5 protein-coding genes and 2 pseudogenes are annotated in these 13,997 nt (G+C 37.7%); 5 read left to right on the forward strand and 2 right to left on the reverse strand.

Features of this window, described 5'->3' with window-relative positions; genetic code table 11:
* The first annotated feature begins 255 nt into the window (after positions 1 to 255).
* The 4 genes from Q0Z55_RS07500 (at position 256) to Q0Z55_RS07515 (ending at position 6,950) form a co-directional block, all read left to right on the forward strand.
* Entirely contained in the window at positions 256 to 927 is a 672-nt protein-coding gene (locus tag Q0Z55_RS07500; protein ID WP_297426490.1) for a hypothetical protein, read from the forward strand.
* The gene (locus Q0Z55_RS07505) at positions 927 to 3,254 is read left to right on the forward strand and encodes a hypothetical protein (RefSeq protein WP_297426493.1); all 2,328 of its coding nucleotides are present in this window, start codon (positions 927 to 929) and stop codon (positions 3,252 to 3,254) included. Before Q0Z55_RS07500 ends, Q0Z55_RS07505 begins: the two co-directional genes overlap by 1 nt.
* Entirely contained in the window at positions 3,238 to 6,453 is a 3,216-nt protein-coding gene (locus Q0Z55_RS07510; protein WP_297426495.1) for a tyrosine-type recombinase/integrase, read from the forward strand. The genes Q0Z55_RS07505 and Q0Z55_RS07510 overlap by 17 nt, the downstream gene beginning before the upstream one ends.
* 164 nt (positions 6,454 to 6,617) lie before the next feature.
* Positions 6,618 to 6,950, forward strand: a complete 333-nt coding sequence (locus Q0Z55_RS07515) for an antitoxin Xre/MbcA/ParS toxin-binding domain-containing protein (protein WP_297426498.1) — start codon at positions 6,618 to 6,620, stop codon at positions 6,948 to 6,950.
* Between the two features lie 60 nt (positions 6,951 to 7,010).
* Here the strand turns inward: Q0Z55_RS07515 and Q0Z55_RS07520 are convergent.
* Positions 7,011 to 10,358: pseudogene (locus tag Q0Z55_RS07520) on the reverse strand (DEAD/DEAH box helicase).
* A gap of 278 nt (positions 10,359 to 10,636) precedes the next feature.
* Between Q0Z55_RS07520 and Q0Z55_RS07525 the strand changes: the two are divergent.
* Positions 10,637 to 11,182 (forward strand): annotated as a pseudogene (locus Q0Z55_RS07525) (helix-turn-helix domain-containing protein); the annotation flags it as partial.
* A gap of 425 nt (positions 11,183 to 11,607) precedes the next feature.
* Here the strand turns inward: Q0Z55_RS07525 and ppk1 are convergent.
* Positions 11,608 to 13,686: a polyphosphate kinase 1 gene (gene ppk1 / locus Q0Z55_RS07530; RefSeq protein WP_297426502.1), complete on the reverse strand. Its 2,079-nt coding sequence runs from the start codon at positions 13,684 to 13,686 to the stop codon at positions 11,608 to 11,610.
* Positions 13,687 to 13,997 lie beyond the last annotated feature (311 nt).

Consider the following 13,997-nt stretch of genomic DNA (forward strand, 5'->3'; position numbering starts at 1 on the left):
ACTATGATAAGATTAACCCGTTAGGTCAGGTGGCTTAACTTAAATAAAAAAGTCTCCGACAAACCCGGTACGGTTCAGCTTTAAAATAAATAGCATTGCTATAAGTTGTGACCCAGTTCTTAAAAATATTAAAAATCACAATATATTGTATATTGATTGTAAGTAGACACAAAATATAGGGTAGATCAATCTTGTTTAATTTTTCAAAAAATTATAAGTATATTCACTTGATTATTTTTACATTTGTCGGGGAATATGGAAATAGCTTTGGATTTCAATGAAAAATTTGGCGCACCTAAAAAATTGTTGTGCAAAAATTTTAATAAAATCAAAATCAGCATACATCCTGATTTTTCTGGAATTTATCTTTGCTATCAAGAGGCTTTCAAATCTTTAAAAGCTGATCTATCAATATTTACTTCTTACCCTGAAATCCGCGTCTGGAAAGATCCTAATAGATCTGGCTATATCATCGCGAATGCCTGTCAATGGCATTTATATTGGTCTCAAAATATACCGAAAAATATCGAACTACTCATACATTCTTTCCCCCACGATTGGGAAAAAATTGAGTTATTAAAAAAAGTGACAAGTTTGGAATTCATGAAATTTCTGTCCTCTTATCATCATGATCTAGATCGTATGAATCCAGCAAAAATACAATCGCTGATCAATGCCCACATTTCATCTGAAGTTATCCTGGCTTTAAACAAAGAAAATTCTTTCAAACCTCACCGTACTATGAGCTTAGACCTGCTAGCAAAACTACTCTCATACACACGAAATCAGCTGAATTATCGCAATAAAGTTATAAACCGGAAAAGACAGAATGTACTTGATCAACTGGAACAAACCAGTGGAGTTGTACAACAGCTTTTAAATAATGTGGACTTCGTTCTCACGCCAGATCAGCTATGGAAAGCATAATGTCAGAATCCAACCCAACCCATCAAAATATTGCTGATATTCCACGGGTATCATTAAAACAGACATTGGAAAAACTCTTTGGTGATGAGCAGCTCCAACGTACCGAACATATTCAATATGTTGCTGATTTACTGACTTTACACCCCACTGATCAATATCTGGAAGGACTGAATCTCGATCTATTAGATTTTGATCTAGAAACTAATTCTGTTGTTGCTAGACCAGCTGCCTTGGTCTTCTCGCGAAAACATACTGTTAGCGCAACACCAGTTACTTGGTATGTGAACTCAATTGCACAATTAGCAGAGTCGGAAGAAAACGCCTTAATCTGGAATATCCTAGTCTTAAAAGCAGCAATCTATTTAATTGCACTTCCAGACATTAAACCTGAACTTTTTAAAGATGACCACACTGAACATTTCAATACTGTAAAACGTTTATTCCAGCGCTTCCGTGCAGCCAATCGGGCTTTAAACACTCAGAAAACATATGAAAATACTCCTGAATATATGCTTCTCTGGAAGAAGCATCTTCAAAACTCTACACTTTCTTTAGTGAAATTCGTTCAGTACCTGAAGGATGTCATTGATAAAAATAGTAATAAAGAGCCGTCTAATGACTTTATGCAAAACCTGCTAAAAGTGATCCGCATCACCTTTAATTATGTTTTGGAAAATAAGGCAAAAATTGCCAAAGCGAGCATCGAGACGCAACTGCAACATGAATTTTTAGATGAAGATCAGCTGATTGTAGAAAGTTCAGAAATTAAAAAAGGGCAAAAGTCTAAAGCTCTCAATATAGAAAAACAACTAGATGACCAAGATACACGTCAAATACTTGTAGACCCAACCATCGTTACCCCTCTTGCTGCATATTCAGAATCCATCCAGAACTATGTGCTGCCTCTGGTTGCCAAGCATATTCAACGAAAAGAACATTTACTGACATACAGTAGCCTCTTTCCTAATACCACAAGTATAGTTGCCTTAATTACTGAACTATATCAAAATTACATTGTTGAAATTGAAGAAGGCTCTAAAGACAAGGATAAAGAAACTAAAAAAAAGAAGGTATCCTTGATCCTGATGCTGTCATTTCTCACCGGAAATAAAATCCAGGAGTGGCTACGTCTACAAAGTAAACGTGCTAAAAATTTAAATGCTCGCCAACAGATCAAGCAAAGCAATGGGCAATATTTTCTGAGGAGTAAATTTTCAATTTTCGAAAATAAGGATTTTGCTTATCCAGAGGGTTTGCTCAACCAAACAGTCTATCTAGATATCCCAATTCCAAATTCATTTATTGCTTCGCTACGAGATGGTAACAGCGTTACGGAAGATGACCTTCAGCAACATTTGAAACAGCTGAGAGCCAAACTTTATATCCCAAAATTATCATTGATAAGAATTAGCTCTCTTTTACATCAGACTATTTTGCAACGCACTGGAAATAAACAGCTTGCTGACCTTCTCACCGGTATTGATGCCAACAAGTCTTCTTCTACTTCTTATTGTCATCAAAACATCCTGACTTTACAGACTGAATATGTCTCAATTGTAAAAGAGCTGTGTGAGTCGTTATCCGATGACTACCAGAATATCGAATATGCTGCAGAAAAAAACTTTGGAAGTCGCAAAGCACCTACTTCAAATGTGATTCAAAATATCTTTGCCACACTCAAATTCAGAATAATTTCACAAAAAGAAGACGACTGGATAGCAATTTTCAATCATTACAATCTGTGGATGTGGCATTTCTTGTTGCTCTTTACTGCTGCACGCCCCGTCGCTGAATTTCCAGGTTTTTTAAAAAACTTTAACCTGAAAAGAAAAATATGCATGGTTTCTGATAAAGAGGTGGGTGGGCGTCAAGGCTATGGACGTTTAATTCCACTGGGTAATTTTGTCGCACAAGAACTCCAGAAATTCATAGAATTTTTACATTATTTTAAAACTCAAATTGCTCCTAGTCAGCCAGAAATTCCACAACATATTCAACAAATTTTAGAGAGCAAGCTCCCACTTTTGAGTATCTTTCAGGATGGTCAATGGCACCCCTTAAGGCCATCAATTGTAAAAAACTTTCATCCCGAGTTAGGTTTGGAGCATGTAAACTGGCACCGGCATACTGCCCGTGCGTTTCTCAGCCATAAAATTAGCGAAATTGAAATTTTAGCTTTATTCGGTCATGAACCGATGCAGCAAGAAGCTGCTCATCCTTATTCCAGCTTATCTATTTCACAATATTCAAGCATTGCTCATATTCTTGAACAAATGAAAGATCATTTTAATATTACCGGTATTGAACTCGATGTCCTCACTCAATAAACGTACTAAGCAAACTCGAACACTATATGCCGAAGCACGTAGAAAACAAGACCGACTCGATCAGGAAAAACAGCTTCGAGCAGATGTAGAACAGGAACTAATTCAATATTTCCAAGAACAAGATTTGGAACAAAAAGAGCATCTTGAATCCTTCTATCCAGCAATTTATGAGTTTATTAAACGCAAAGCTCCAAGCTTGGCCTGGAAAAAATATGCACATGAATTTTTTCGGTCATATATCAAGCAAATCAATTTAAATCGTCGTGAGACTTTGCCCCTACCGAATCTGACATTTGAGATGCAGCGTGATCAGCCAGTTTTTACCATGGACTGGATCGAGAAGGGACAGCAGGTTGATGAAGTTCTTGATAAGCTTTGGGACTACTGGATTCTAGCAAAAGATAGCAAGACATTTTCTGATGATGAAATCATTGGGAATATTGTTATTTCTGCCCTGCTCTATTCCGGCTTAAATCAAAAAGCCTCTTTAGAAGCTTTGCTTGAACACTTAAAAGATCCGGCAAAAATCAGAAAGATCGAAGATCTGAACATTATATTTTTAGAACCGCTCTCTCCCTCTTATGGAGATCGATTTATTGATGAAAAAACCATTCGTAAATCGCGTAATTTTATTCCTGATCAAATTACCCGCTTATGGTTAATTCATTTTAATAGCAGAAATATTCGTACAGTAAACCAGAATGTAGAAGCTTATCTACAGCTTATTTTTAATAAGATTAAGTTACCATTTAATCTCAAAACTTATAAATTATTACGCGACTACGCCAACTTTAACTGGATGCAACTCCCGAAAGTTGACATTGATCCTGCTCTCTCACAATGTCTCATAGAAAATACTGCAACCTGTGGCTTATCAGAAATAGAATTTGAAAGATTTCTTCATCCAAAATTTAAATATCAGCAGGACACTCTTACTGATTCCAATGTAGAAAAATCACCATCTATTGTGTGTCAATCCAACTCTAATGATGACATTCAACAAGCCTTGGATGATGTTATAAAGATTCACAAAGACCTGTTACAACTTATTCGTACATCACAAACTGATCAAAGCATCGATACATTAATCATTAAATATTGCATTGAAAACACTAATAAATTTAATGAGTATAGTAAACGTGTCGCCTTATGGCTCATCAGTCTTTATAAACCAGCACTGGAACAAATTCAGCCGCTGGCTGAACGTTTTAATTTTTGCGTAAACCAATTTCAAAGATCATTTCAGCAGAATAGACCGTTAGCAGATAGTTCCATTTACACTTATTACTCCCGTATTGCTGAGCCCTGGCTCACCCATTCTTTACAATATCTAGATAGCGAAGATGATCTGAATACGAACTTAGCGAAGATCTACCAACAAATCATCACGAATACCCGACTCGCAGATGAAGCAGGCCAACCTGAGTTTAAAAAATCCAGTGGTCAGACCGTCAGGATGTTGAAGCGTTTCCAGAGCTTTCAACAAACAGTTTTCGAAGCTGAATCTCTCGAATTAGAGTCAATTTCCATACAAAATAGGCCTAGAGCCCGTATTATTGGCCCTTTGACTTATCAAGCTTTCATGAACAAGTTAGATACCTTATTTTCAGGTGCTAATATTCAAGAAAACACTTACAAGACATTAAAAATCATCTATATCTTAGCTTACCGAACTGGTATGCGTATTAATGAAATTCTAGGCTTACGTGTGCGGGATATCGAGGGCTTGAGCTGTCTATCAGTATGGATTCAGCCCTACGGCTCAAAAAAGAAAGGAAACTTACATCAACTTAAAACAGATAGTGCTGAACGCAAAGTCCCTGTACATTGCTTATTAAAAGCTGATGAATATCACTTATTCCATAGCTATGTGGTCGAACAACGTCTACTCAATCAACAAAACTTATACCTATTCCGTAATTGGAATGAAAATAGCAAGCTGAACAAACATACGGTGACAACACCTTTTAGAATGATTATGAACGAGCTTTTTAAAACTCATGATTATTCTTTTCACTCATTTCGACACACGGCTGCCAATCACCTATCCGTTGTTCTCAACTGTAATTACGCCCCACTGGTCAAGAATCTGACGGATTATACCGAAGAAGAATATCAATCTGTTCGAACAGAATTACTTCGTCATACGCATGGTCAAAATCATTGGTTTATGATTGCCCATTTATTGGGTCACATTGACCCTACAGAAACCTTTAAAAGCTATATTCATCTGAGCTACCTAATCGCTGGGCATAAAATACTGCAATATCATCCAGACATCGATACTCAATTAGCAAAGAAGATGATGGGCTACCTACCTTCTTTCAAATTTTTAAACACAGTAAAAGATTCTGCTCCATTCAATTTCGAAAAGCATGCTGTTCATTTAAGTCAGCAGTTACTCAACGATCAGACTGACTGGTTAAAAAGCAATCTAGAAGACATTCTAGATGATGTTTCATTTAACTCACAGCCTCATGATTTTTTTAAATATTTCGCAGGAACAAAGGAATCTAAAGTTTCATTTGCATGGTTTTTTAAGTGCCTAAATTTACTGGAAATTCATCATGATCCAGATCGGGTGTCGCAAGAAATGAGTTTACCTGTCGAACTAGTTAACTATTGGTATGAAAATGCCAAACAACTGGGCCAACTCAAGTCTCAAAAAAACAACCCAAGGTTATTTGATCTCAACAACATAAATCATCTGGATAAACCTTTGAAACCCGCGATGATAGATACCACTGAAGAGTGCAAAGCAAGAAACTATTTCTTTGAAAATATTCAAAATATCTTTGAAAAAAAGCCCGATCAAATAAAAGTGGTGCTTGAGACATTTTTAAGTCGTGTTACGGTTTCGCATACAGGCATTCATTATCGCTGGAATAAAATCGATCAATTGGAGTCATTTTATTCCAAGGTAAAAGACCTGTTTCCCCATCAATTTTGGCATTTACTTGGACAAGACTTGGTACCATTGTTAGATAAAAAGAAACAACCTTTTTTACTAAAGCTGGCTAAATCGAGCACAACAGAGCATCCTACGACCCAAGAAGATTATGTTCGTCTCCAGCTTTACTCAACAAAAGATGCCAAAGCACTGGCAGCGTTTAAATTCTGTTTACATCTAGCTTGTATTGGCAGACCTCGATCTCTTGAACTTAAAGCTGAAGGTCTAAAAAGAACTACATGCTGTTAAATAATTTAACCGTTGTTTCCTTATCTAAAGTCACATTATATATCTTTAGTAAACATTGGATGTCTAATCCACGATAATTAAATCATATAAACTCTATGAATTAGCAGCATCTGAAACAGAGATCGGTCATGCATACAACATCAGAAAAAACTGCAAAATAGAAAATGATATTAGCTAAGGCAGTTTTAGCTGCTGCTGAACGACTTGGTCTTGCACAGGATCAACTAGCCTTAATACTCAATATAGATTCCGTAAAAACTTTAACATCTCTTGAATTAAATCCCACTTCAAAACAGGGAGAAATCGCCCTCTCTTTAATCCGTATTATCACATCGCTAGATACTCTGACAGGTGGAGAGGCTAAATGGATGCAGCATTTTATGAAGTCACCAAATAAGCTGACCAAAGGCATTCCGATAGAACAGATTCAGAATACTCAGGGAGTAGCTAATGTATTAAACCTAGTCGAAGGACTTCGGCTTCAGGGTAATTATTAAGAGAATATTGGAAAAAAATTCATCCAGACTTACAGATGATTAGGGTGATCTGTAACCAAATTAAAATTTCTCAAACAAGTTCATCACGTCATTTTCCGTCAGTTTTGCTTCGCCTTCATGATCTGTACTTAGAATAGAGTGTGCCAGTTCTGCTTTATTTTGCTGTAAGGCAAGAATTTTTTCTTCTATGCTTTTATTGGTAATCAGCTTATACACAAATACCGGCTTGTCCTGTCCAATCCGCCATGCACGATCTGAAGCTTGATCTTCAGCAGCAGGGTTCCACCATGGATCATAGTGAATGACTGTATCTGCGGTAGTTAAATTCAGACCGACTCCTCCTGCTTTCAGACTGATTAAAAATACCGGTACTTGTCCAGACTGAAATGCGGTAATGACTTCATCTCGCTTTTTGGTCTGCCCAGTCAGTTTTACATAGCCAATTTCTGCGTGATCGAGCTGTTGCGCAATCAGTTCCAACATTGAGGTAAACTGAGAGAAGATAAGAATTTTTCGCCCCTCTTCCACCATTGGAACGACCATATCCATCAACTGTTCAAGTTTGGCAGAGTGTGCCTGCCCGCTTTTCACTGAATCCAGCTTTAGTAAGCTAGGATGGCAGCACACCTGACGTAGCTTCAGTAAGGCATCTAAAATTTGAATTTAACTACGTTTAAAGCCTTTTTCTGCCACAATTTTCTGAATGCTTGCCTGCATCGTGGCGCGAACAGCCTCATATAACTTGGATTGCTGGTCATTCATATCAATATTGACTTCAATCGTAGTTTTTTCTGGCAATTCTTTGGCGACGTCAGTTTTCAAGCGACGTAAAATGAAGGGCTTAATCCGGTTGACCAGCTTTTGCCTTAACTGCTGATCACCGCGTTTTTCAATCGGATGACGGTATTTCTTATTAAAAATTTCTTGTGAATATAAAAACCCTGGCATCAGGAAATAAAATAGTGCCCACAGCTCACCCAAATGATTTTCCATCGGGGTACCGGTTAGACACAAACGATGTCGTGCTTTTAATTGCCGTACTACCTGTGCAGCTTTGGCACGCGGATTTTTAATATTCTGTGCCTCATCCAAAATGAGTTGATGATATTCATATTGCTTTAGTTGTTCTTCATCTCTCGCCAGAAGCGGATAGGTGGTTAAGACAATGTCATAGTGCAGAATCTGCTCAAAATACTGATGGCGGTCGGGGCCCTGTAGCAGCAATACCTTAAGCTCAGGGGTAAATTTCTCCGCTTCTTTGAACCAGTTATGCATCAGCGATGTGGGTGCAACAATTAAGGCGGGACTTTCCTGCAAATATCCAGCCTGCTTTTCCATAAGTAAATGGGCTAAAGTTTGTGCTGTTTTGCCCAATCCCATATCATCCGCCAGAATCCCGCCATGTTGAGTTTCCCGTAAAAACTGTAACCAACCTAAGCCCTGCTGCTGGTATGGACGCAATTCTCCCTGAAAACCTTTTGGAGTCGGCAATTGTTGCTGATAGCCTTGTTTAAATTTCTGTACAAATTGCTGCAGGCGATCACTGACCTGCCACACCATCCCAAGATTATGCTGTAATTCTAATAGTTGACTCGCATCATAGCGATCTATGCTACGCTCTTCTTGCTGAAAAATGCTTCGCAGATGTAACAATACCGGCTTAATGTCCTTGGCGGATAGTGCCAAATCGGGTTGACCCACTCCAGTTTCCAAGGTAAAAATTTGACTGTCATCAAGATCACTAAAAATCCGTGGATCAAGTAAATCAGGATGTTCTTTCACCAAAGCTAAAAGTGCATCGAGTAAATCATAGCTATTGCCTGCACTGTCCTGAACGGTCGCCCCGATATTGAACCAGTCTTGTTGGCTTTCAGATTCAGTGATGGAAATATTTAAATTTTCAACATATTGCAGCTTAAATGGGCTGTGTTCCAGATGCTCTATCTGCCATCCCCTCAATTCAATTTGATTGATGGGAATCAGCTGTTTGATCCAGTCTCCATAGAAAGCAAAAACCATAGAAGCAAGACGTTGTTTATCCAGTTTTAATTGCTGGTAATAGCTAAGATCTTTCACCCACTCCAGTGATTCGACCAACAGTTGTAAATGTTGGATTGCCTGTCGTTCCTGAACTAAGTCCCGAAGCTGTCGCACCATTTTTCCATGCTGCTCACCGATAAAACTGTCACCTAATATACCTGCTTTTATTCGCCCACCTGCATAGGAGAATTCAATTTCAGCACAAACAGACTCCTCCAATTTCCAATCAAATTTATCTAAAACACCAAATCGTAAAATTGGCTGGGGACTACCCTCAAGGACCTCAACATGCTGAATAGACTCGGGCTGAGGTAGATTTTTCATGTCTGAATATTGATGAGTCAGTTTCTCAAACTCTGGCAAGAGCGTAGCTGGAAGATCAGGCATCTGTAAAAAATGGTACAGAAGATTTGGCGTATATTCACCATATAACTGGCCCACCGTGTTCTGTTGAATATCCACATAACATGGTGGCTGGCTCGCGAGAATCTGGATATGTGGATTTGATTTTAAATCGAGTCGAATATCACCATTGACCAATTCAATGTTTAAATGCTCCGTCTGTTTGTTGACACCTTGTTCCCAGATCAGTTCGATGTGATAGCCTTGTTCTGACCATTGAAGTGCAGCATGGCTTTTTTTTTGCCAGTACACATCGCCACTTTGAATAAAAGATTTAAAGTGCTCCAATAAAATTCCGGAGATATCAAGGTTGCTTTGATAAAAGCGCTCGTCACTGTTTATTTTAGCGTGATAATAAATTTGGTTAAATAATTGTCGTTTTTGTTCAGGTAAAGTCAGATGCTTTCTGGTGATATTTTCATAGTGCGTATAATCACTTTCACCGGCAATCGAGCCATTTTTATTGCGTCTGGCCTTCTGCACCACAAGGGTCAATTTCTTTGAGCTGACAGACTGATTTAACAGGTAAATTAAACATGTGTTTGTTTTGACAGGCTGCTCAGGTTCAGCCTGTTGTAAATACCGTTTAAAATCATTCAACCAGCGTTGCGCCTGATCATCCCCCTGTTGGCGTTTTACGATTCCCTGTGGGGATTGAGAGTCAGCATAATGCTGCTGAAATTCATGGCGATATTCTTGAAAGAATAACCGCGCTAGAGCAGCAGCATGTTTACAGTTATATCCAACCGGACAAGTGCAGTCGTCATCTATTAAACGGTTTTTTTGGGGATTATAGGTAATTGCAGTATCGTAATAATCTGTCCCTTCAATTTGAGCATACATCGTGACCTCGTCTTCTTCCTCAAAGAACTCAATCGTTTCCCTATCAATGTGTTTAGCATAGCTAAGACTGCGCTGAATAGTTGCGGTACTAAAGCGAGATAGAAAATTGATCAAGGAGGACATAATTACCAGACACTAAAAATGTTTATACAATTATAACGGACAAAGATGTCATTTCGAAACAGTGGCCGAACTGCTCAACCTGAGCACTGGTTCGACTTACTCAATAGGAATATTGTGAGTAAACACAATCAAATCCGAGAAGTTAAATAGTTCATTGAGGTCGAAAATATCCTTATAGAAAGTGATGATTTCTTCACAACAGTTAATTTTAAACCAAATGGGGTCAAAAGTTTTAAGCTTTGTGATTCATAGAAATCATTTCAATATAATGGGTGTCTATGAACAGAGAAATTCAACAAAGACTCGTATGGGTTAAATTATTTGAAGAGACCAATGATGCTGGCCTAGTTTGTCGGAGATGTGGCATTTCTAGACCAACGTTACGCAAGTGGTAAAAACGATATTCTGAGCAAGGTATTGATGGATTAAGTAGCCTGAGTAAACGTCCATTAAAATCTCCAAATAATAAAATCAATGCTGAGCTAGAAGCCTCAATATTAGAAATGCGCTCAGCCAGAAATCTTGGTGCTCGACGTTTGCAAACAGAATTGATGAGGCTGCAAGGAGTCTCGTTGTCCTTAGCGACTATCCATAAAGTACTATCCACCCATCAGGTCAAACCAATTAAAAAATTCTGTCATAAAGCAGATTTCATTCGTTATGAACGCCCATTACCAGGTGATAGAATTCAAATGGATACCTGTAAACTGGGTCCTGGACTATATCAATACACATCTATCGATGACTGCACAAGATATCGTGTTTTAAGGATATATAAACGCCGAACAGCAGCGAATACTCTCGACTTTTTAGACTGTGTAATGTAAGCGTCCGCTGAGCCCCAGGCAACACCCCTCTCATCATAAAATTATACCAGTCAGTAAAATACCTTTAGATTAAGCATGTGTATGTTGGTTATTATTGTTGATTATCACAATAAATTAGTGACCAAAAATCAAAGTAGCCTACCCTACCTTAAATTAAACCACACAAAATAAAAACTCTATATAACTGTTATATATAGAGTTTACTAAAATGCCAATTATATTATTTAGTCTATTTCATGTCGGTGACTCTTTTCAAAGTTGGGGTGTCAAAAAATAAGTTTGATTTTAAGAAATCATGCATTTATAAATTTTAAGGTGATAATGCTTTAAAAGCCTGGCTAAACAGCGCAAAGTATTTTTTTAATTTTAAATCAATAAAGACCACAATATTTTGATTGTGGTCTTTATGATGGCTGAAAGATTTATTTTACTTTCTTTAACTTTTGATCCAACAAATATTGCTGAGCAATAAACACGTCTTGATTTTCCTGTGGCTCAAGTAAAGTCCATTGATCGTGTTCATCTAATTGCCAAGCACGTTTATTGTCTTTGAGATAATTGAGCAAGCCATCTTCAATAATTTGTTTTTTCAGCTTTTTATTTTCAATTGGGAAACAGCTTTCAACTCTTGAAAATAAATTACGCGCCATCCAATCTGCACTGGCACAATATAATTTTTCTTCACCCTGATGATAGAAGTAATAGACACGGGTATGCTCTAAATAACGGCCTACAATAGAACGTACTGTGATATTTTCCGATAAACCTTTGACTTGTGGACGTAAACAGCAAATTGAGCGAATAATTAAATCCACTTTTACACCTGCTTGTGAAGCCGTATATAAAGCTGAAATTAACTCAGGCTCAGTTAAAGCATTTACCTTAATGATGATATGTGCCTTTTCTCCAGCAAGCGCAGCTTGGGTCTCATACTGAATGTACTTAAGTAATTGCTCATGCAAAGTAAACGGTGCATGTAATAACTTTTTAAGCTTGGCCATACGCCCCATGCCAGTGAGTTCTTGAAAAATTTTATGCACATCTTCAGCAATTTCATCGTGGGTGGTGAATAAACCGTAGTCGGTATACATTTTTGCGTTACCGGCATGATAATTGCCAGTACCTAAATGCACATAACGACGCAGATTTTCACCTTCACGACGCACAATTAAAATCATCTTAGCATGGGTTTTATAGCCCACAATGCCATATACCACCACAGCGCCGGCTTCTTGTAATAAGTTGGCCACAATAATATTGGACTCTTCATCAAAACGGGCACGAAGTTCAATGACTGCGGTCACTTCTTTACCATTACGTGCCGCTTCAATCAAGGCTTGTACAATTTCAGAATCAGGCCCACTGCGGTATAGGGTTTGTTTAATGGCCAAAACATGTGGGTCTTTGGCTGCCTCACGCAGTAAATTGACCACAGGTTGAAATGAGTCAAACGGATGATGAAGTAAAACATCTTCACGTTTTAGCACTTCAAACATTAAATCCTGTTGACGTAATACTTTGGGCATCACCGGTTGAAAAGGTTTAAAACGTAAAGCTTCAATATCAAAACTGCTCGGCAAACGGGTTAAATTGACCGGTCCTTGAATGCGATATAATTCTTGTTCACTTAAATTAAATTGTTGTAATAAATAATGATTAAGTTTTTCAGGACAGTTTTCATCTACTTCTAAACGCACCGCTCGACCAAAACGACGTGATGACAGTTCGTCTTTTAACGCCACTGCTAGATCGTCTACATCGGCATTTAAGGTTAAGTCAGCATTACGTGTAACCCGAAATTGATAACACCCGGTGGCGGTCATACCCGGAAATAGATCATTAACATGATACTGAATCATGGCAGAAAGCAAAATATAATGTTGTTCACCTGTTGGACACAACTCATCGGGTAAACGTACGACACGCGGTAACGAACGTGGTGCAGGTACAATGGCCAAATCAATATGACGACCAAAGGCATCTTTACCTTCAAGTGAGACAATAAAGTTTAAACTTTTATTGACTAAACGTGGAAATGGATGGGCAGGATCTAAACTAATTGGCGTAACAACAGGTTGAATTTGCTTAGAAAAATAATTTTTAATCCAATCTTTATGCCGTTCTAAAATATCATGATATTGAATAAAACGAATACCATGTTGTTGTAGCTGTGGCAAAATTTGCTGATTTAAAATATCGTATTGTGTTTCAACAGCGCGATGGGCTTTGTCCGAAATTTCCTGCAAAATAATTTCATTTGGAATACTGTCGGGTGCTGTGGTGAGCATTTTTAAATCGAGTTGTTTCATTAAACCCGCAACACGAATCTCAAAAAACTCATCTAAGTTACTCGAAAAGATTTTTAAAAAATTTAATCTTTCTAATAAAGGGTGATCCACATCGGCAGCTTGGGCTAAAACACGCTTATGAAATTCTAATAAAGAAAGTTCACGATTAATATAGGTATCAGAATTATGTAAGTTTGCTTTAAGAGAAGACATATTAAATAGGAATCGTTACGAACAGCTTAGATGTGCACATCCTAGGATTAAATTATGACAGATGTGTTACAATGCACATATTCTTTAGTTGAATTGTTTAAAATAAATATTTGTATAAAAAAGATTTTTCATAAAAAACTCAAATTAAAGCCCAACTAAAAGGCCATTTTTTTAATGCTCATTTTGATAAAAAAATCATGACATTTAATTTATACCTTGAGAAATATTGTGTGTTTAGACTCACCTATTACAGCAAATGCCGCAATCCGAGAGAACCTGCTCTCGGAGTTTCACACAGCCTATAGATTGAT

Source organism: uncultured Acinetobacter sp., assembly GCF_947626835.1.
Lineage (GTDB): Bacteria > Pseudomonadota > Gammaproteobacteria > Pseudomonadales > Moraxellaceae > Acinetobacter.